Annotated in this window: 18 protein-coding genes and 3 pseudogenes; 9 read left to right on the forward strand and 12 right to left on the reverse strand. The window is 63.7% G+C overall.

Annotated elements, in window-relative coordinates:
- Window positions 1-73 precede the first annotated feature (73 nt).
- From QZY44_RS23355 to glgB, 7 genes and pseudogenes are all read right to left on the reverse strand, one after another.
- Entirely contained in the window at window positions 74-520 is a 447-nt protein-coding gene (locus tag QZY44_RS23355) for a hypothetical protein (RefSeq protein ID WP_295453495.1), read from the reverse strand.
- Between the two features lie 258 nt (window positions 521-778).
- Window positions 779-1,108: a hypothetical protein gene (locus tag QZY44_RS23360; RefSeq protein WP_295453498.1), complete on the reverse strand. Its 330-nt coding sequence runs from the start codon at window positions 1,106-1,108 to the stop codon at window positions 779-781.
- Between the two features lie 64 nt (window positions 1,109-1,172).
- Window positions 1,173-1,499 (reverse strand): annotated as a pseudogene (locus QZY44_RS23365) (Rpn family recombination-promoting nuclease/putative transposase); the annotation flags it as partial.
- Window positions 1,500-1,775: 276 nt separating this feature from the next.
- Window positions 1,776-2,693 carry an ABC transporter ATP-binding protein gene (locus QZY44_RS23370; RefSeq protein ID WP_295453503.1) on the reverse strand — a complete coding sequence of 306 codons (918 nt, stop codon included), beginning with the start codon at window positions 2,691-2,693 and terminating at the stop codon, window positions 1,776-1,778.
- Window positions 2,690-3,745: an ABC transporter permease subunit gene (locus QZY44_RS23375; RefSeq protein WP_365305123.1), complete on the reverse strand. Its 1,056-nt coding sequence runs from the start codon at window positions 3,743-3,745 to the stop codon at window positions 2,690-2,692. The genes QZY44_RS23370 and QZY44_RS23375 overlap by 4 nt, the downstream gene beginning before the upstream one ends.
- A 29-nt stretch (window positions 3,746-3,774) precedes the next feature.
- A pseudogene (locus QZY44_RS23380) lies at window positions 3,775-3,961 on the reverse strand (DUF188 domain-containing protein); the annotation flags it as partial.
- A gap of 54 nt (window positions 3,962-4,015) precedes the next feature.
- Window positions 4,016-6,304 (reverse strand): 1,4-alpha-glucan branching protein GlgB, encoded by a 2,289-nt coding sequence (glgB, locus tag QZY44_RS23385; RefSeq protein ID WP_295453507.1) that lies wholly within the window; start codon window positions 6,302-6,304, stop codon window positions 4,016-4,018.
- A gap of 342 nt (window positions 6,305-6,646) precedes the next feature.
- Here glgB and glgC point away from each other — a divergent pair, with 342 nt between their 5' ends.
- Together glgC and QZY44_RS23395 are read left to right on the forward strand one after the other, a co-directional pair.
- The gene (gene glgC / locus QZY44_RS23390) at window positions 6,647-7,918 is read left to right on the forward strand and encodes a glucose-1-phosphate adenylyltransferase (RefSeq protein WP_295453511.1); all 1,272 of its coding nucleotides are present in this window, start codon (window positions 6,647-6,649) and stop codon (window positions 7,916-7,918) included.
- 546 nt (window positions 7,919-8,464) lie between these two features.
- Window positions 8,465-8,956 (forward strand): annotated as a pseudogene (locus tag QZY44_RS23395) (RtcB family protein); the annotation flags it as partial.
- 95 nt (window positions 8,957-9,051) lie between these two features.
- On the opposite strand, the gene QZY44_RS23400 reads toward QZY44_RS23395, so the two are convergent.
- From QZY44_RS23400 to QZY44_RS23410, 3 genes are all read right to left on the reverse strand, one after another.
- The gene (locus QZY44_RS23400) at window positions 9,052-9,495 is read right to left on the reverse strand and encodes a hemerythrin domain-containing protein (protein ID WP_295453515.1); all 444 of its coding nucleotides are present in this window, start codon (window positions 9,493-9,495) and stop codon (window positions 9,052-9,054) included.
- A gap of 1,102 nt (window positions 9,496-10,597) precedes the next feature.
- The gene (locus QZY44_RS23405; protein WP_295453518.1) at window positions 10,598-11,305 is read right to left on the reverse strand and encodes a hypothetical protein; all 708 of its coding nucleotides are present in this window, start codon (window positions 11,303-11,305) and stop codon (window positions 10,598-10,600) included.
- Between the two features lie 70 nt (window positions 11,306-11,375).
- Window positions 11,376-11,747 carry an Mth938-like domain-containing protein gene (locus tag QZY44_RS23410; protein ID WP_295453523.1) on the reverse strand — a complete coding sequence of 124 codons (372 nt, stop codon included), beginning with the start codon at window positions 11,745-11,747 and terminating at the stop codon, window positions 11,376-11,378.
- Window positions 11,748-11,891: 144 nt separating this feature from the next.
- Here QZY44_RS23410 and QZY44_RS23415 point away from each other — a divergent pair, with 144 nt between their 5' ends.
- Together QZY44_RS23415 and QZY44_RS23420 are read left to right on the forward strand one after the other, a co-directional pair.
- On the forward strand, window positions 11,892-12,302 hold the full coding sequence (locus QZY44_RS23415; RefSeq protein WP_295453529.1) for a hypothetical protein: 411 nt from the start codon (window positions 11,892-11,894) through the stop codon (window positions 12,300-12,302).
- 6 nt (window positions 12,303-12,308) lie between these two features.
- Entirely contained in the window at window positions 12,309-13,049 is a 741-nt protein-coding gene (locus tag QZY44_RS23420; protein WP_295453533.1) for a metal-dependent hydrolase, read from the forward strand.
- Between the two features lie 58 nt (window positions 13,050-13,107).
- Here the strand turns inward: QZY44_RS23420 and QZY44_RS23425 are convergent, their stop codons facing one another.
- Complete coding sequence (locus QZY44_RS23425) at window positions 13,108-13,527, reverse strand: hypothetical protein (protein ID WP_295453537.1); 420 nt, start codon at window positions 13,525-13,527, stop codon at window positions 13,108-13,110.
- A 144-nt stretch (window positions 13,528-13,671) separates the two neighbouring features.
- Here QZY44_RS23425 and QZY44_RS23430 point away from each other — a divergent pair, with 144 nt between their 5' ends.
- The 3 genes from QZY44_RS23430 (at window position 13,672) to QZY44_RS23440 (ending at window position 17,819) form a co-directional block, all read left to right on the forward strand.
- A complete protein-coding gene (locus tag QZY44_RS23430) occupies window positions 13,672-14,628 on the forward strand; it encodes an acetyl-CoA carboxylase carboxyltransferase subunit alpha (protein WP_295453562.1) in 957 nt (318 codons plus the stop codon).
- A gap of 26 nt (window positions 14,629-14,654) precedes the next feature.
- A complete protein-coding gene (gene tilS, locus QZY44_RS23435) occupies window positions 14,655-16,049 on the forward strand; it encodes a tRNA lysidine(34) synthetase TilS (protein WP_295453540.1) in 1,395 nt (464 codons plus the stop codon).
- A gap of 183 nt (window positions 16,050-16,232) precedes the next feature.
- Entirely contained in the window at window positions 16,233-17,819 is a 1,587-nt protein-coding gene (locus QZY44_RS23440) for an aminotransferase class V-fold PLP-dependent enzyme (RefSeq protein ID WP_295453543.1), read from the forward strand.
- Window positions 17,820-18,080: 261 nt separating this feature from the next.
- On the opposite strand, the gene trxA is transcribed toward QZY44_RS23440, so the two are convergent.
- Window positions 18,081-18,944 (reverse strand): thioredoxin, encoded by an 864-nt coding sequence (trxA, locus tag QZY44_RS23445; RefSeq protein ID WP_295453547.1) that lies wholly within the window; start codon window positions 18,942-18,944, stop codon window positions 18,081-18,083.
- Between the two features lie 114 nt (window positions 18,945-19,058).
- On the opposite strand from trxA, the gene QZY44_RS23450 reads away from it, so the two are divergent.
- Both QZY44_RS23450 and QZY44_RS23455 read left to right on the forward strand, forming a co-directional pair.
- The gene (locus QZY44_RS23450; RefSeq protein WP_295453551.1) at window positions 19,059-19,493 is read left to right on the forward strand and encodes a thioredoxin domain-containing protein; all 435 of its coding nucleotides are present in this window, start codon (window positions 19,059-19,061) and stop codon (window positions 19,491-19,493) included.
- Window positions 19,494-19,732: 239 nt separating this feature from the next.
- Window positions 19,733-19,947: carbamoyl-phosphate synthase domain-containing protein (locus QZY44_RS23455; RefSeq protein ID WP_295453554.1), on the forward strand; the 215-nt coding region annotated here is incomplete at its 3' end.

Consider the following 19,947-nt stretch of genomic DNA (forward strand, 5'->3'; position numbering starts at 1 on the left):
CCCCCAACCCCCCCCCGCGCCCCCAGCGACCCGACCGGTCTTCACCACCCTCGTTGGCGATTACCCGCGTCATTCACCAACTATAGGCGGGTTTAGGTAGCCATCGACAAAGCTGCCTTACGAGCTCCAGTGGCGGCGCTGTCGGTGTTGTATGCACGGCTCGCAGGTGACCATTCATTGCATCAGGGTCGCCAGACCAAGGCACTACTCCCACTCCAAGGGAGTCGACAGTCCATTGAATCGCGACATGAAAATTACCGTTTTTCTGCTGTTGTTCGCTGTGCTGATACACACCATTGCGTTTGATGAAAACTATTCCATTATGAATACTTGCCTCGAGTTCATATTCTGGGAACGTGAGCTTGAATAGCAGTAGATTGTTCTGCAAGAAGCCGTCGTTCGCCGAAAACTCAAGCGTAGCCGCCGGGGCGCAGAAGTCAGAAAAGGCGATCTGGCTCTTCATCTGGGTAAAGAGTTCCAGCTTGAGTTGACCGAGAGAACGTGTTTCGTACATAGGCATAAGTAGATTTCTCCGGACGAACTACCTGAAACCCGGGGAGGCATGGCGATTGAAGCAATCATCGCGCGTAACGTCAAGGACCTAGTCGCGCTGTGGCGCTTCACCGTTCGTGACTTAAGGCGGCAAGATCGCGGCATAAGAGCGGGTAGGGTCCGCTGCGCGGACCGCATCCCGCGCGGACCCAACCGAAGAGCGTTCCGCGTCGCCTACTCGACCGGGTTTTCTGCGAAACCATGAATTGACGAGAGGCCGAGATCACTACCGCGTCTCGGGGCCAGACGGTTCCGGCTTGCCGGCGAGCAAGCGCTTCAGCCGCTCGTTCTCGGCCAAGGCTTCGTCCTTGGCGGCCCGCTCCTGCTCCGCGTCCGCCCGTGCCTGCTCCTTTGCCGCCCGCTCGTGCTCCACGTCCGCCCGCGCCTGCTCCTTAGCCGCCCGTTCGTGCTCCGCGTCCGCTCGCGCCTGCTCGACCTCCGCGCGCAGGTCGTCGAATTCGAGCTGGATACTCTGCTGTTCGCGCAGGTAGTCCTGCCGCGCCTGGTATGCATGGTAGGCGTGCTCTTTCTCGGAAAATGCCTTTAGTGTGTTCATGGCTCGCCTCATCTCTCGGGTCTGCAAGCAGCCAGATCGCGTAAGTGGGGCGCAGCTTGCGGTAGCTCTCGCCCGCCTTGATCTGCGCGCTGTAGAGGTCGGCCCAACCGTAGAGGATACGCGCCGGCAGGTCGCGGTGATTGAGCAGTTGAACCTCGACCTGATACATCTGCCCGGTCGCGTCGCGGGCCTTGACGTCGACCACGGTGAGCTTGTCGTCGAGGCACTCCTTCTCGTTATAGGGATTCTGGATCTCCACCGCGGTAATCGCCCGGGGCAGGTCCGCGCCGAGGACGGCGTTGAGGAAATGGATCAGCAGGTCACGATTGGACTCTGACCCCAGCAGGGCCTTGAAGACACAGTCAACCTTGGGATCGATGGGATGGCGCATGTTGGCAATGTAGGCAGGCGTAGCCGGTGCGACAAGGGGCGCGGGTCCGGGGATCTGCGCCTAGCGGGAGGGACACCGCTGACAGACCACGGGTTTCTGCTACTTTGAAGGCAAGCCAACGATGCCGTCAAGGTCCCCACCTGCCCCGACACGCTCGGATCGTTGCCGCCGGTTACCCCATGCATGCGATTCTCCGAGCGGGGTCTCACTCCTATTCCCGTCACACTGTGTGACCACTTGGAATTCGCACAATAAAGTTGATTTCTCAACATGCCCTTAGTCGTGAAAGAAAAGTTTTTCTTCCAAGGTCTTACCGTGGGTTAACTGCCGATATTGCCAGTGATGACTATTGAGACATTGCATCAGTTGCAGATCCATCTGAGGTTGCAGGTTAGGGTCATAGGCCACGACAAGTTCATTTTTCTGCGGGTTAGTGACCTGCAGAACACCCTCCAAGACCTGGAGTTCAGCAATCACTTCCCGTGCCGGGCCGGTTTCCATTTGCAGGGTAATAAAGCGAGTGCCAGCTTGTTCTTCGTTCAGGCCAATGGTCTGCGGCTGTAAGACCGCGTTTTCCAGCAGCAAAATGTGCTTGCACAACCGGTCGAGTTCAGCCAAATCGTGGGAGCTGATAATAAAGGTTGTCGCCGGCGACCGTTCCGTAATAATCGCACGCACCGTGCGGACATTGACAGGATCGAGCCCCGCGGTCGGTTCATCCAGTAAGACCAGCGCCGGTTTACCGATCAGCGTCTGGGCAATCGCCACCCGTTTTGCCATGCCATGGCTGAGCGCCGGCGGTTTTTCATGAGTCCCCTCCGTGAGTGAGACTTCTTCCAACACCCTGCCTGCCTCTAGGGCGGCTTGGGTTCTTGTGAATCCCTGTAGCCGGGCATAAAAAATCAGTTGTTCGATGATGGTAAAGCTAGGGTCGAGCCTTGCAACCTGGGGTAGTGCTGCGACTTTGCCGATGAGTTGGGTGGCACCCGGTGGCTGACCGAACAACCTGACGGTGCCCGACGTGGGACGTAAAATACCGGATAGGATACTGAGCAAGGTGGTCTTGCCGGCCCCATTGGGACCGACCAAGCCAACCGGTTCACCCGCGTCCAGTTCAAAACTGACATTGGCGAGCGCTGCTTTGCCGGAATAAACGTGGGTCAGCTGTTGACAGTGAATAATCGATGACGTCATAGAGGTTGCCTTGCCATGATCCAGCGCCCTAAAGCCAATAGAATAAGGCTTTGCAATAGGGGGACATAAGCCAGTTGCAGCGTTTGCCATCCTGACAGTTGCGCCAGGGCGGATAATTGATAGCCGGGGACAAGTAATTTTAGAAAACCAAGTGTCGGCAGGTAGTAAGCAAAACCGCCGATGATGCCCGCCAGAAATATCCAGATCAAAATAGCCCAGACGGTTGCTTGCCGGGCCGATTTAACGGTGGCGGACAACGCCGCCATCATGGCGGTAAAGGGTAGAACGGCCAAGATTAAGTTAACGGTGACGACGAGCAGGTCAGGCAACGCTGAAGAAAACAGCGCGGCATCACGATACAGCACCAACGCAAGGGTGCTTGATGCGGTGGCACTGATCAATAGCGTCTGAATCACTATAACGCCGACAAACCGGCCAAAGAATACACGGTCACGGCTGCTGCGCGCGACGATAAACCTTAGGGTGCCGCGTTCACGATCAGAACAGGTTTGATCGGCGGCAAGCATAATGCTCAACAGGGGGAAGATAAGCAGTGCAAAATGCCAAAACAGGCCGAATTCAGGAATGGGCCACTGCTGTATCGAACCAAAACCAATAGCGCCAACAAAACTGAAGCCTGGCATCAAGCCTTTTTCCTGCATCAACAGCTCAGCAGAAAAGCGCAGGGGATAAAACAGAATAACACACCAAACGACTGCAAAGGTCACTATAGACAGCAGGCCGCTGCGGGTAGCAAAACTCCTTTTGAGTTCAAACTGACTGATGAGCAAGATGTGACTAAAAAAACCAGGATGCATTGGCGTTACCTTTTCCTGTGTTATGCATCGTCGCCGAGCAATGGAAAGAAGCGTCTGCTTGCGCCTGCAAGGCCCGCTAACGCTTCGGCGCGACGCCTTGAGCGATTGGGCGCCAGGAGGCCGATATCCCAGGCCCATTGTGTCCCGGATTTTCTGCGCAGGTAAGGTCTTGAACGATAACGGGATGGGTTGGGGCAAGTAGCTTGATTTCTTGAACGGAAGGCGCTCTTTCATGCCAAAGTTCAGTCCTTGGAGTCTGAAGGCAGGGCGTTGTCGGCTACGTCGAAACCGGGGGCGACGCGGGTGGAGCGGATGAAGCGGGACGGCGGGGTGGGGATGGGCTGGTTGGCGACCAGGATCAAGGGGGGGGATACCGACCCGCTGCGCGGCGCGGAACAGGATGTCCTTGATGACCTTGGGGCAGGCGTCGGCGTCGACCCAGATCTGCATGGAGGGGCGCAGCCCCCCGTGCCCAACGCGGGACACGGGGAGGATCACTCGGGGCTACTTGGCGGTGGGTCCAACGGGCGCGGCGACCGGGTCGGCTGGCTCGGCTGCCGGGTCCGTTGCGGCCAAACCCTTGACGGGTGGCTCTTCGTGGTGGGGTTCGTGGACCAGGATCAAGCCGCCGAGCGGCGGCAGTGCGATCGGGATGGAGTGTGGTCGACCCATCCAGCTGACCTCCTCTGAACGCACCCCACCCTGGTTGCCCACGTTGCTGCCGCCGTAGATGAGCGCGTCGGAGTTGATGGCCTCGCGCCAGAAGCCGGCCTTGGGTACACCGATGCGGTAGTTGTTGCGCGGGACCGGGGTGAAATTGAATACGGCCGCCACCAGGCGCCCGCCGGCCTTGTCCTTGCGGATATAGCTCAGCACCGACTGGGAACTATCGTGGCAGTCGATCCATTCGAATCCGGCGCCGTCGAAATCAACCTCGTGCAGCGCGGGTTGGGCCCGGTACAGCCGATTGAGATCCGAGACGATCTGCTTGATCCCCTGATGTTGGGGGCGCTCCAGGAGTTCCCAGTTCAGCGCCTCATTGAAGTCCCACTCCTGGCCCTGGCCGAATTCACAGCCCTGGAACAGGAGCTTCTTGCCCGGGTAGCTGAACATAAAAGTATAGAGTAGGCGCAGGCTGGCGAAGCGCTGCCAGGGGTCGCCGGGCATCTTGTCCAGCATTGACTTCTTACCATGCACCACCTCGTCGTGCGAGAAGGGCAGGACGAAGTTCTCGGTGAAGGCGTAGAGCAGCCCGAAGGTCAGCAGGTCGTGGTGGTAATGGCGATAGATGGGGTCCTTCTCCATGTAGGAGAGGGTGTCGTGCATCCAGCCCATGTTCCACTTCATGCTGAAGCCGAGTCCTCCCAGATAGGTCGGGCGGGAGACCGCCGGCCAGGCGGTGGACTCTTCGGCGATCATGAGTGAGCCCGGGTGCTGCTCGTGGGTAACCATGTTCAACTGGCGGATGAAGTCTACCGCGTCCAGGTTTTCATTGCCGCCGTATTTGTTGGGTATCCATTCGCCGGCCTTGCGAGAGTAGTCCAAGTACAGCATGGAGGCGACCGCGTCGACCCGCAGCCCGTCGATATGGAACTCGGACAACCAATACAGTGCGCTGGAGAGCAGGAAGTTCTTCACCTCGTTACGGCCGAAGTTGAAGATCAGGGTGCCCCAGTCCTTGTGTTCACCCAGGCGCGGGTCCGCGTGTTCGTATAGGGCCGAGCCGTCGAAGCGTGCCAGGGCATAGGCATCCTTCGGGAAGTGGGCGGGGACCCAGTCGAGCAGTACCCCGATGCCGGCCTGGTGCAGGTGATCGATAAAGAAGCGGAAATCTTCCGGGGTGCCGTGGCGGCTGGTCGGCGCGAAATAGCCGGTACACTGGTAGCCCCAGGAGGCGTCCAGTGGGTGCTCTGTGATCGGCAGGAGTTCGACGTGAGTGAAACCCAACTCAATGGCATAGGCGGCGAGCTGGACGGCCAACTCACGGTAATTGATGAAGTCGCCGGCGGCGTCGCGCTGCCAGGAGCCGAGATGGACCTCGTAGGTGGAGAAGGGCTGGCGCTGCCAGTCGAGCTGTGCGCGTGCCTTCATCCAGTCGCCGTCGCCCCATTCGTAGGTGCTCGGGGCGGTGATCAGCCCGGCCGTCTCAGGGCGCTCCTGGAAGGCATTGGCGTAGGGGTCGATCTTGACGTGGGCGTTGCCGGAACGGTCGCGCAGCTCGTATTTGTAATAGCCGCCCGCCTCGACGCCGGGAATGAACAGCTCCCAGACGCCGGTGGCGCCGCGTACCCGCATTGGGTGGGCGCGCCCGTCCCAGCGGTTGAAGTCGCCCACCACGCTGACCCGGTCGGCGTTTGGTGCCCACACCGCGAACTGGACCCCTTTGATCCCGTCCACCTCGCACAGATGCGAGCCCAGGAAGCGGAAGGCGTCCCAGTGTTTACCCTCCCCGAAGAGGTGCAGGTCGAAGTCACGCAACTGCGGCGGGAAGCAGTAGGGGTCGTGGGCGCTGCCGCGATTGCCCGCCTTATCTTCCCAGACCAGGCGATAGCGCTCCGGGACCGCGGCTGCCTCACCCTCCCAGGTGAAGAGATCCGTTCCCTCGGTACGGATCATCTCCGCGTCCGCCTCCATGATCCGTACCCGTTCGGCGGCGGGCAGGAAGGCGCGCACCGTCACGCGGCTGCCGGTGACGTGCCGTCCCAGGACTTCGAAGGGGTCGTGGTGGCGGGCCTCGACGATACGGGCGAGCGGCTCGGGCAACTTGGGTGCGGGGCTGTGGGGGGCGGCCATAGGGGTTCTGTCCTCCGCGAGGGGATTATTTTGGTGTAGCGGGGCTCAAGTGCGGCAAACCGCCCGGCCCCGACGCCGGTGATGATGTGTGCTCAGCGACCCCGGCAAGAGGTCTGCGCAGCGTGCTGCCGGGAGGCTTGAGATCGCCCTCCCGCGGGTGGTCCTGAGCGGAAAAGGCACACGGATTGGTGCGCTGCCCCTAGGGCGGGCAGCCGCGCGGCACCGCCGACGCGCCGAGTATCGGCTAAAGACGTGCCTGGAACTTGTCAGATGGTACCATAAGCCCGTCGGCAGGCACCCCTGAACGCCAAACGCCGACTCGCACATTCTGGAGGAGGACCCATGCCGGCATCGAATCCGCGGTTCGTCAGCCGTTTGACCCGTAATACCCTGGCCCTGATCCTGGCGGGAGGGCGAGGCGCACGACTCAAGCACTTGACCGCTTGGCGCTCCAAGCCTGCGGTCCCCTTTGGCGGCAAGTTCCGCATCGTCGACTTTCCGCTGTCCAACTGTATCAATTCGGGCATCCGCCAGGTCGGCGTGCTCACCCAGTACAAGGCCCACTCTCTGATCCTTCATATCCAAAAGGGCTGGGGCTTCCTGCGGGGCGAGTTCGGTGAGTTCGTGGAGTTGTGGCCGGCCCAGCAGCGCGTGGTGGAGACCGCCTGGTACGCGGGCACGGCCGACGCGGTCTTTCAGAATCTGGATATTATCCGTAACCACAATCCGGAATATATCTTGGTCCTGGCCGGTGACCACATCTACAAGATGGACTACGGCGCCATGATCGCCCACCACGTCGAGACCGGCGCGGACATGACGGTGGGTTGCATTGAGGTGGAGAAGGAGCGGGCCGGGGAGTTCGGCGTTATGTGTGCGGATGCCGACGGTCGGGTCAGGGGATTCGAGGAAAAGCCACGTGAACCGCAGACCATCCCGGGCCGTCCGACCCACTGCCTGGCCTCCATGGGGATTTATGTTTTCAATCGTGGTTTCCTGTTTGAGCAACTGATCAAGGATGCGGATACCCGGGAGTCTTCGCATGACTTCGGCAAGGACATCATCCCCTCTGTCATCGACCGCTATCGGGTTATAGCCCACCCCTTCCGCGACCCGCGCAGCGGCGAGCAGGCCTATTGGCGCGACGTGGGCACCCTGAATGCCTTTTGGGAGGCCAATCTGGAACTGATCGGCGTCACCCCGCCGCTCAATCTCTATGACGAGCAGTGGCCCATCTGGACCTATCAGGAGCAGCTACCGCCTGCCAAGTTCGTGTTCGACGACGATGACCGGCGCGGCATGGCGGTGGACTCCATGGTCTCCGGCGGCTGTGTCATCTCCGGGTCCAAGGTGCGGCATTCGCTCTTGTTCTCCAACGTCCGGGTCAACTCCTATGCCAGTGTCGAGGACTCGGTGATCCTGCCGGACGTGACCATTGGGCGTAGTTGCCGCATTCGCAACGCGATCATCGACCGCTCCTGTCAGATCCCGGAGGGTACGGTGATCGGCTACGATCCGGTGGCCGATCGGCATGCCGGCTATTATGTGACCGATCAAGGCGTGACCCTCGTTTCCCCCGAAATGCTCGGCCAGGAAGTCAGTTACATTCGCTGAGGTGGCCTTAATCTGCGTCTTGGGCAGGCGCCTGTCCGGTGCACGATTCGGAGGCGTGCCGCCTAGCCACCGGGCGAGGTAGCCAGCGTGTCGATGGCAGTGGGCCAGGCCCGTGCGGTGGTCCCTTGCAGGGTGGGGAGGATGCGCTCGGTCGGTGCGGTGCGGTGTCGAGGTCGCGGCGTGGGGCGTGCGTGCGCGGGTCCAGCCCCCGCAGGCGCCGGGCGATGGCGCTGAGTCGGCCGCGCACGCCGCCCGAGCGAGGGCGGGAGGTGTGCAGTTCGTCTTGGGGTTGATAGGCAGCGCTCAGGGCGGGCGCCGGCGGTGCAGTCACCGCCGCGGCGACCCGTGCCAGGGTGTCGCCCGGTGCCGGATTCTTGTCGTTGGAAGGCCCGCGGGCCACACTGGAGCATGCCGTGCCCATCACGTAAGTCATCGCCAAGGGTGAGGGGCCGGTCAAGGTCTGGACCGATGAGTTGGACGCGGGCGCCCCCGTGCGCAATTGGTCAATCTCTCCAAGCTCCCTTCATTCACCGCCATGTGGCAGCCATGCCCGACGTACACGGCGGCAGCGGCGCCACCATCGGCTCTGTGATCGCCACCCACCAGGCGATCATTCCAGCCGCGGTGGGGGGGGATAGCGGCTGCGGTATGGCGGCGGTGCGCACCTTGTTGACCGCCGAGGGGATCGACGAGCGGTCGCTGAAAAAGGTTTTCGATGACTACGTGGCGGCGGTCTCTTGGGCGCAGGCCGATGCCCGGGGGAACCGTGACCAGATGATGGCCCTGCTGCTGGCGGCACTGGCCCGGCACCTGCCGGCCTTCCAGTCGACGGCGGTGGTGATCAACTGCCACCACAAGGATGTGGAGCGGGAGCACCACCATGACGCCAACGTTTGGGTGACCCGCAAGGGTGCCATCCGGGCGCGCGCGGGCGATCTGGGGATCATCCCCGGCAGCATGGGTGCGCGCAGCGATATCGTGCGCGGCCTGGGCAACCGGGAGAGCTATTGCTCATGCGCCCACGGCGCCGGTCGGCGCATGGGTCGCACCGCGGCGGAAAAGTGCTTCACTGTTCGGCATCAGTCGAGCCTTGAGGGGGCTGCCGCGGTCTGCGCGCCCCCTGGGTCGCTGCGTTACACACGGACCTCGCGAAACATACCGATTTCCACCAATTTGGGGAAGAGGACCCGCTCCTCGCGGTCAAGGCGCTGCGCGACCATGGCGAAAACCTCCTGGGTCTCCGCCAGGAAGTCATCGCTGAAATTGAAGTCGCAGTTCTTCAGCCAGCGTCCATGGTAGTCCTCAAAGGTCTTGCGCAGTGGTTTCTCCCCGCTGATGAACCCCCAGGCGAGTGACTTCACCTTGGGGTCATCATGGATAAGCAGGCTGGGATACAGGCCACGATCTTCCTCGCTCAGATGGCGACGCACCCGCTCACCCAGGTCGCACAACATCTCGTACGCGGTCCTGGCATTGGGGCGTATGCGCAATTGCTCCATGGTGAGGAGTGAGCGCAGGTCGTCGATCATCTGGCGCAGATCCGAGTGGGTGCTGCGGTAACCGTCTAACGTATGCATGGGTAAGCCTCCTCGTTCTAGTTGGTTGGCATCACCGAAAGGGCCGGGCCTTGCAGTAACGGCACGTGCTCGACAGGTCGGCGGCGTCGGGCCGCCAAGTCTTCACATGATCTTTATAATTCGTCGACTGAGTAAACGCGATAGCGAGTCAAATTGTTGCATTGCACCATTATTCCTTGTATGTTGCGTTGCACCATTTTCCGCAATTGCTGCATTGCACCATTATGCTGCATTGCACCATTATCGGCTCTGCTGGAGCTAAGCGCAGTCTGGCGAATATCCTGAATACTGGTTTAACTCATAACCGGCGTGTCGTCAAGAATTCACTCATTAACGTAATCGGCGCTTTGGCCGCGTCAAGAGGCTGCGGACCTGCCGCGGAAACGGCCGGCAGCGTCCCCTGGGAGTCTGTAACTAATTGATGTAAAAGATTCTCTGTTTCCGTTTGTCGTCTTCTTGGCGAGCGTTCTCAAGGCTATCGCGGCGCGGCGCACGCACAATCACTCAGGCTTAACTGGTTTATCTGTAATGGAAATGACCCTGTTCTGCGGCATTCAAGTCGCCGGCAAATCGGCATTCTTCAATGAGCGATTTGTGGACACCCATGTCCGTGTCAACCTGGACATGCTGGGTATCCGTCCTCGGGAGTGGTTGCTTGCCGCTGTCGCCGGCGGGCCAGGCAGTCCTGAATGGTGGACGACACCAACCTACGCGGCGATGACCGTGCGTCTTTCATGGCCTGTGCGCCGGCGGCCGGTTTCCGCGTGGTGGGCGGCGGCGTGTCGGTCGCCCCGGCGCAGGCGATCGTCCCCACGGTCGCCCGCCCGAGGTTCCGTGCCAGGCCCTTGCCCGTAGCACGCTGGCGATGGCCGCTGCCCGGTTGGGGCGAGCGCTGTGACTTCCGGTTGGATGTCTGGGGCGAAGGCGGGAGCTTGGTCGTCCGGGAGGCAAACCATGCGTCGCGCCGAGCGGCAGGCGTTGATGCGCCAGTACGAATGGCGCCAGCGCGGCTTCGCGCTCGATTGGGTCGACCGCTAACGCATTACGCGCAATTCCCTGACCGGGAAGCAGACCGGAGTGTGGCGACGGGTGTTAGCAACGCTCACTGGGTTGCGGGGGATGCGCCCGGTGGGCCGCCCGCGGCGCCCTGGCCCAACGGCAGCGCCAGTCGCTGGAAGTCCGGGCGGTTGACGTATTGGATGACGATCTTGCCCTTGGTGTTGCGGGCGATGTCGAAGGCGCGTTCCGGGTAGAGCCAGTGAATGATGCCGTTGCTAGGGTCGAGGCGGCGCTCTTTGGGGGCGCCGAAGCGTTTCTCGATCGTGGCCTCGTCCAGGCGTGCCTGCGGCAGGTAGGTGATGGCGCGGATCGGACGCTCGATCAGCTCCGCCACGTCCGCCGGGTCCAGCTTGACCTTCTTGTCGCCGCTTTCCAGTTGGCTGATGCGCAGGCCGCGCTCGTACATGGGCCGCAGGGTCGCCTGATCGACGTCCAGGGTGATGACGAAGTCGGCCCGCAGGCTCTGCAGGTAGACCTGTTGGAAGTAGACCTCGACCCCCAAGGGCTGCGCTGCGCCCGGGGTCTGGAACAGGTTGATGGCGCCGTCCTCACCGAAGAGCTTGCGGACCTCGGCGAGTGGCGTCTGGCCCAGGGTGAAGCCGAAGACCCGCGTGCGTCCGGCATGGTCGGTGGTCACGCGCCAGGGCAGACGTACCGTCTCGTCCTGGATGGTGGGCGGCATCAGGAGCATGGCGCCGACGACGCCGAACACGGCGGCAATAAGAATAGTGATGATGTACTTACGGTCCATGACGGGGAGGGCTCCGAGGAGATGGAGAGCGGGCCTGGGGTGGCCGAGCCGGCGGCGCGAGGGTTCGAGGTTACAGCGGCAGCAGCCCGGCGACCACCCGGCGGCCTTCGGCCATCAGGATGTTGTAGGTGCGGCAGGCGGCCCCGGTGTCCATCCACTCGACGCCGATCCGCCGCTGCATCAGGGCGCGGTAGAGCGACGGGTTGCCGAAGACCTGGGTCGGACCGGTGCCGAGCACGATCAGTTCCGGGTTCAGGTCGACCAGGGCCTGGAGGTGCGCGCCGTTCAGGGCGGCGGCGTCGACTGGCCCCCAGTCGGTGATGATCCGCCCGGGGGTGATGATCAGGCCGCCGCGGTAGGTCCTCCCGCCGATGCGAATACCCTCCGGGCCGTAGGCTTGGATCAGGTTTCCGCCGCTGTCGTCTGTTTCTGCGAATCGCATGACTGAACCATACCGGATTGGCCCCCGCTGGGACAAGGTGCGGTTGACGCTCGCCGATCCGGGCGGGCATCATCCGGCCCGGTGCCGCCGTGTGCGCGGCACGCCACACAGCACGATTCAGCGGCTGGGATCATTGGGGTACCCATGAACGGAACTATCGCCAGGCGGCCACGTACCGCCACCTTCGTTGCCGCGCCGCCGGCCCGGTTCGCGGCGCTGCTCGTCCTCGTGGCCGCCGTTCTCTTGGCGGGCTGTGCTGGGGGTCTCATCGGCGAGTTGCCGCGGGTGACCAAGCCCGCCCTTGCGTCCAGTGTGACGGTCTACCGCGACGAGTGGGTGGGCTTCGTCGGCCCCATCATCCTGCGGATCGACGATCGTCGGGTGTTTCGGCTGTGGGTCCATCAGCAATTCAGCTTCCCACTGGATCCCGGCGAGTATGTCTTTTATTACACCATCGGATTCAACGAGTGTCGGCGGGTCGCCTTCATCCAACCGCGGCAAAGCTATAAGCTTCGGTTGGCACCGAACTGTGCCCGTTTCGAGGATCTGTATTGACGGCTCATGGCCAATTTTAAAACACACTTTTATGTGGGTATTTTCGTCAGCGGCGGGGCCGTCCTGGCCGTCAAGGGGCTGGACCTGGTGCCCCCGGGTCAGACCCTGGTCCTGTTCGGCCTGGGGGTGACCGGCAGCGTGCTACCGGACATCGACGCCGATATCTCGGCCCCCGGGCGGGCCTTTTTTGGTGCCCTGGGGGCCGCCCTGGCCTTTGGCTGGACCCTGCCGTTGGTGGGGCGCTATCGCTCGCTGGATCTGGCCGTGATCTGGTTCGCGCTCTTCCTCGCCGTGCGCTTCCTGTTGTTCGAAACCTTCGCCCGCTTCACTGTCCACCGCGGCATCTGGCACTCCTGGTTGGCCGTCGCCTTCGTCACCCTGGTGACCGTCCATCTGGAACATCGGCTCCTGGAGCAACCGCCGCGTGCCGCCTGGGTCGCCGGTCTGATGCTGGGTCTGGGTTACCTGACCCACCTGTGTCTGGACGAGGTCTACAGCGTCGACCTTTTCAATAAGCGGATTCGCCGCTCCTTTGGGACCGCGCTCAAGCCTTTCAGCTTTAACGACCCTTTCAGTAGCCTGGCCATGGCCGCGGTGGTGGGGGGGCTGGCGTGGTTTGCCCCGCAGGCGAACTTCACTCAACTCCCGAGTCGGGGCGAGGTTGTGGCCTGGGCGGACCAGGGTCTGATCCAACTGGCCGTCTGGGCCGACCTGGGTGTCGCGGCGGTCCGGACCTGGCTGCGTTGACGCTGGTTTGTCTGAGGCGCAGTCTCGGCAGAGGTGACCTGCGCGGCTGCCGCGGGGATCACCAGCAGGGCGTCAGTACGCTCGACATGAGCCCCATGGCATCCCCCGGCATGGGCATCGGCATGCCGTCCCAGCCGCCGCCGGCCTTGAGTCGGATCAGGTACTCGGCCCACTGCAGTGGCCGGGGCAGCCAGCCGGTCTGGGCGGCGAGTAGGTGCAGTTCGTCGACGAAGGCGCGGTCGCAGGCGGTCTCCGACCAGGGCCCCGCAGTGCACAGGTCATGACGCATGCAGGCGGCGTCGAAGACATCCACCGGTGGGCCGGCGAACGCCGACGGGTGGCCGGGACCGCACCAGTTGCCGTAGAGCGGCAGACAGCCAAAGGGTGCGGCCCGGGCCGCCGCCCCCGGCACGAGCAGGGCGGCGAGGAGGCCGACCCGGGCGAGCGTGGGCGCGCGGACCTTCAGTTGTTTGCACATGGGTCTGTATCCTGGGGAAGGGTTCCGCTATTGTGCCTCACCGGCGCGGCGCGGCAAGTCCGCGGTGCGCCCCGGATGCGGCGCGCGGCGCCGCCCGACCCCAACCGGCCCAATTTTTCAGACTTCGATGATGTGATCGCGGCTATGGATCTGAACTTTCTCGATTTCGAACAACCCATCGCCGAGCTCGAGGCGAAGATCGAAGAGTTGCGCCTCGTGGGGCACGACAATGAGATCAACATCGCCGAGGAGATCGAGCGGCTGGAGAAGAAGAGTCGGGCGCTGACCGAGTCGGTCTTCGCCGGACTCTCGTCCTGGCAGATCTCACAACTCTCGCGCCACCCCCAGCGGCCCTACCTGCTGGACTACACCCGGCGCCTGTTCGACGAGTTTCACGAACTGCACGGGGACCGCGCCTATGCGGACGATCCGGCCATGGTCGGCGGCCTGGCGCGCATCAATGGCCGAGCGGTGATGGTGATCGGTCACCAGAAGGGGCGCGACACCAAGGAGAAGATCTACCGCAACTTCGGTATGCCGCGCCCGGAGGGATATCGCAAGGCGCTGCGGTTGATGTGGATGGCGGAGCGCTTCCGCCTGCCGATCCTGACCTTCATCGACACCCCCGGGGCCTATCCGGGGGTCGGCGCGGAGGAACGCGGCCAGAGTGAGGCGATCGCCCGCAACCTCCAGGTCATGGCGCGGCTGCGCACCCCTATCCTGTGTACGGTGGTGGGGGAGGGCGGTTCCGGTGGGGCCCTGGCGATCGGCGTGGGTGATCGGCTGCTGATGCTGCAATACAGCACCTACTCGGTGATCTCCCCGGAGGGCTTCGCGTCGATCCTGTGGAAGAGTGCGGACAAGGCCCAACTGGCCGCCGAGGCCATGGCCATCACCTCCGAGCGGCTCAAGGAGCAGGGGCTGGTGGACCAGATCATCCCGGAGCCCCTGGGGGGCGCCCATCGGGACCCGGATGCGGTCGCCCTGGCGCTGAAGACGGCGCTGTCCGAGCAGTTGGAAAAGCTCCAAGACATCGATCTTGATCACCTGATCGCTGAGCGCTACACGCGCCTGATGGGCTACGGCAAGTTCAAGGAATAGTTTGATTCAGGGTGGGGGTATCTACCATGGCGGTCTTTGCTCCGGACTCACTGGTCTCGATCCTCGCCCCCTTTGACCCGGTGGGGCGGGTCTGGGTCGCCTACAGTGGCGGGCTCGACTCCACCGCACTCCTGCGCGCCGCCGCCGCGGTGCGCGAGCGTCTGCCCGGGCCACTGTGGGCACTGCATATCGATCACGGTCTGCACCCGGACTCCGGGCGCTGGGGCGAGCACTGCCGGGTGACCTGTGAGGCGCTCTCCATCCCGTTGCTGGCCCGGCGCGTGGCGGCTAAGCCCGGGCGCGGGGAGAGCCCGGAGGCGGTCGCCCGGGCGGCACGTTATGGGGAGTTCTCCTCCCTGCTCGGCCCCGGTGACCTGCTGCTCACCGCCCATCACCAGGACGACCAGGCCGAGACCCTGCTGCTTGCGCTGATCCGCGGGAGCGGCGTGCATGGCTTGGCCGCCATGCCGGTCGTGGCAGACCTGGGGCTTGGCCGGCTCGTGCGCCCTTTGCTCGACTACCCGCGCGCGGCCTTGGAGCAATATGCCCGCACGCTGGGGCTGACCTGGCTGGAAGACCCGAGCAATCGCGAGCCCGCCATGGATCGCAACTACCTGCGCAATCTGGTCCTGCCGTTGGTGCGTGAACGCTGGCCGGCGGTCTCCGCCACCCTGGCGCGCAGCGCGGCGCACTGCGCGGAGGCGGCGGACCTGGTGGACTTGGTGGCTGAGCGCGAATTGGTCGGGTTGAGCGGTGAGCGCCCGGGGACCCTGTCGATCCCGGGACTCGCGCGACTGGAGCGAAACCTGTGCAAGGGCGTGCTGCGCCTGTGGCTGCGGCGTCGGGGTTTTCTGGTGCCCGATAGCGTACACACCGGGCGCATCGTCGCGGAAGTCCTGTCGGCGCGTCCGGACGCCGACCCCCTGGTCGCCTGGCGGGGCTGTGAGGTCCGCCGCTATCGCCAGGACCTCTTTGCGCTCCGCCCGCGGCCCCCCGTGCCGGTCGCAGAAGCGGTTGCGTGGGTGGGTGCGGTGCTGGAATTGCCGCACGGCTTGGGGACCCTGGAGCGGGTTGCTGATCCGGGTGGGATCGGTGCGTCCTTGCCGCCGTGGCGGGTGCGTTTTGGGGTGTCCGAGCTCACCTGTCGACTCCCGGGGGGCGTCCATAACCGCTCGCTCAAGAAACTCTTTCAGGAGGCCGGTGTACCGCCCTGGCTGCGGCCCTATGTGCCGCTGGTGTTCGAGGGCGACGACTTGGTGGCGGTCGCCGGGGTTTGCGGGTGCGAGCGCGCCGCCGGCGCCATGCAGACCGAGCCGGACGCTGCAGCGGGCGCGCAGACGCCCCTCACCGCGCTTGCGCCGGTGGCGCCGGCCGTGCGCTGGAGCGGACACCCGTGGGAATTGCTCGGCTTTTTTCGATAATCTGTTGTAATCAGGGTTTTTTGGTTTCGTGACGGCCACCATATTATCAGCCGAAAGTTCTGTTATGGTTAAGCCTCTTTACGCACGCAGTGTCCACACTGCCCGCCTCATCTCCCCTAGTCCAACGCCGGGCACGCACCCTGTCGCTTGTATCCGGACGACCGCGCATGAAGGAGGACCCTCGTGAACGAATCAATCAATGCTGGCCCGGTTTGGGGCAACGTCGCGGCGGCCAAGGCGGCCGTCGATGAGGCCGCCGGGCGGGTCCAGACCGCGCGCCGGGATTTCTTGAAGCTCTTTGGCTATGGGAGCGCCGGCTTGGTGCTGGGCGGGCTGATCCCGGAGGCTGCGGTCGCCGCGGCTGCTGCCTCCGGCGTCTCCGCCGCCAACCAGAGTCCTTATGCGGCGGCGTTCGGCTTCGACCCGGGCCTGCTCTATATGAATATCGGCACCACTGGGGCCTCCCCAACCCAGGTGGTCAAGAACGCACATCAGGATTACAAGGCGATCGCGGGCAACCCGACCGCCTATTTCTTTGGCCAGCAGGTGATGCGCAATACCATCGCCGAGGGTTTCGGCTGCGACCCCTATGAGCTGGTGTTGAGTTTCAATACCACCGATGGTCTGTGGCGCATCGTCATGGGGATTCCTTTCGCGCCGGGCGACGAGCTGATCACGACCAACATGGAAGAAGACGCCGGCATGTCCGCCTACAGGATGCTCGCGGATCGGTTTGGTGTCGTCATCAAGACCGTCAACATCCCCACCAACGACGCCTATAGCGACGCCGAGGTGCTCGCCCGGTTCAAGGCCCGGCACACCAAGAAGACCAAGGCGATCCTGTTCTCCTGCCCGATCTATCTGACTGGTGCCCGGCTGCCTGCCAAGCAGCTTTGCAAGTGGGCGGCAAAGAAAGGGATCATCTCCATCGTGGACGGTGCCCACCTGCCGGGCATGGTGGTGCTCGACCTGCACGACATGGGCTGCGACTTCTTCTCCGGTGCCGGGCACAAGTGGCAGTGTGGGCCGGGGCAGACGGGTTTCCTGTATGTCCGCAACGGCTTCGATCCCAATCCGCAGGTGGTGCAGCGTCCGACCAGCGATTTCGCGCCCTTCGGCGTGCCCTCGCCGATGGTGGGCATCCCGGTTCCCGGCTACACCAATACCAATCCGCTGCCCACCTACTACCCGACCAATACCCTGCTCTACGGTGCCGGGGGGATCCTGGCGAACGGTATACGCGACCCCAGCCACAACGTTGCCGCGGTCCTGCAGCTCATCGGCAACGGCAGCCGGCCAACCCAGAATGCCCTGGTCGAGTGCTGCCAGATGTGGGACGCCTGGGGCCGGCCGGCGATCGAGGACTATGTCGTCGCCCTCGCCCAATACCTGCGCTCGCGCATCGTCGACAGTTGGGGCTTCGACGCACTCTCGATCCCCTTTGCGGGCTTCGCGGACGCCTCGGCCCGGACCGGGCTCACCTCATTCAATCCCTTCTCGCCCGGCTTCGACTACAACGCGGACCTGACCGCCGCGCAGTCCAGTGCCCAGGGCGCTGCCTCCGCGGCCGCGGTCGCCACGTTGAAAAACAACTACCAGATCGTGATCCGCAACAACTCGGTACCCCATACGCTGCGCAGTAACCCGACCCAAAACGCGGCCCCCGGGACCTTCTCCGCGCCGCTGCGCATCTCCACCCACCTGTTCCACTCCCCCGCGGACGTGGACCGGGTGATCAACGCGCTGCTGGAGGTCGTACCGCATCCCTGATGCCGGTGCCAGTCTCGCCTGGACCTTGATCCTAAATCCGGCAACTCGTCCGCGAAAAACGCGAAATAAAATAAAGAGATAATTGTGTCTCCCGGTTCACCCCCGGGATGAACGCCAGCCCTACGGACAACTCATTGTTCTTATTCGCGTTCATTCGCGTTTTTCGCGGACTAATGGCTCTTTCCAGGTTGATCGGAAAGTCGCCCTTCGGGGCGACCGCCGCGCTTGCCAGACGGGCCTTCGCCCCGTCCGGCCCCGTGGCTAATACAGCGCCGTCATCATCTTTGCCCGGTAACGGCTGACCAGTTCACCCTGTCCTCCCAGCAGGTCGAAGACCGCCACCATCCCCTTGCGTCCGGCGTCCTCGCCGTATTTGCGGTCGCGCTTCATGAGGGCCAGCAGTCCCTCCAGGGCGCCCTCGATATCCCCCGCCAGCACCCGGTGGGCGGCGAGTTGATAGCGCGCCTCGCTGTCATTGGGATCGGCCGCCAGTCGCTCGGCCAACTGGGCGGGGGCCGGGGCCCCGACCAGGGCCTGTGCGAACCGCAACTGGCTCCGCAGTGCGGCCACCTCCGGGTCGTGGGCGAGTTCGATCGGCAGTCGCTCAAGCCCGGCCGTCGCGCCGGCGAGGTCGCCCCGCGCCGCCGTGAGTTGTACCTCCGCCAGGGCCACGCGGGCGTTGCCCGGGTCCTCACTGCGCGCCTGCTCGAGCAGGGTCGCGGCCTCAACCAGTTCGCCGGCCGCGATCATCCCCAGCGCCTGGGCCAGCAAGGCGTCCCCGGCGCGCGGGAGGTGCCGTTCGAGAAATTCCCGTATTTGGGCCTCCGGTAGGGCGCCCATGAATTGATCCACCACCGCACCAGACTTGAATAGCTGCACCGTGGGCAGGTTGCGGATACCGAAGTGGGCGGCCAGGGCCTGCTCCTGCTCGGTGTTGATCTTGGCCAGAATAAACTGGCCGTCGTAAGCCTCCGCCAGTTTGGCCAGCACCGGCATCAGGCCCTTGCAGGGGGCGCACCAATCCGCCCAGAAATCCACCAGTACCGGGTGGTCGAACGAACCATCGATCACCACCGACTCGAAATTCTCGGCGGTGACGGTGACGACATAGGGCGAAAGGGCCATGGGCTGAGACTCCGGGACTTGGTGATCGATAACTTCGCCGCAAAATAGGTGCTGGCCGGTAGGGAATCAACCCGCGCGCCGCACCGCCCGACCCTTCACCCGAGGTATGACCCCATGTCCGACAGTCTTCACATCATCTGCCCTGCCTGTGACGGGGTCAATCGGGTGCCGCGTGCGCGTCTGGGTGCCGACCCCAAGTGCGGTCATTGTCATCGTCCCCTGTTCACCGGCACCCCGGCGGCCCTGGACGAGGCCCGCTTTACCCGCTTCCTGAGCCGCGACGAACTCCTTCTGCTGGTGGATTTCTGGGCGCCTTGGTGCGCCCCCTGTCGCGCCATGGCCCCGGCCTTCGAGTCCGCCGCCCGCGCCCTGGAGCCGGCCTTCCGTCTGGCCAAGGTCAACACCGAGGAGGCGCAGGGGTTGGGTGCCCGCCTGGGGATTCGCAGCATCCCCACGCTCGCCCTGTTTCGCGGCGGTGCCGAGGTGGCCCGCAGCGCCGGCGTCATGGATGCCCGCAGCATCGTCGCCTGGGCCAGGCAGCACGGTTGAGGTCAGGTGTCGAGCCGCCATCGCATGGGGGCGGGTCCCCGGCGAACCGTTGCTGCAACCGCGTGTTGTCACTTCGCCCGGCCCTCCACATGGACAGCTGGGCGCCGGACCTTTAGAATCCCCGCGGATTCGGTGCCTCTTTGTCCGAATCTTCCGCGCGTGTACCCGCTGTTGTCCCGGTGGTCCCCCGCGGCCCCCTTTTAGCGCCGGCCACGCCGTCTCCCGGTTCGGAGAAATCCTTGAAAAAGCACGCAGTTCTGGTCCTGGAGGACGGTTCAGTCTTCCGGGGAGCCTCGATCGGCGCCGATGGTTCGAGCGTCGGCGAGGTCGTTTTTAACACCGCCATGAGCGGATATCAGGAGATCCTGACGGATCCCTCCTACCTGCGCCAACTGGTGACTCTCACCTATCCACACATCGGCAATACCGGTGTGAATCCGGAGGACGAGGAGTC

It is taken from the genome of uncultured Thiodictyon sp. (assembly GCA_903837595.1).
Lineage (GTDB): Bacteria > Pseudomonadota > Gammaproteobacteria > Chromatiales > Chromatiaceae > Thiodictyon.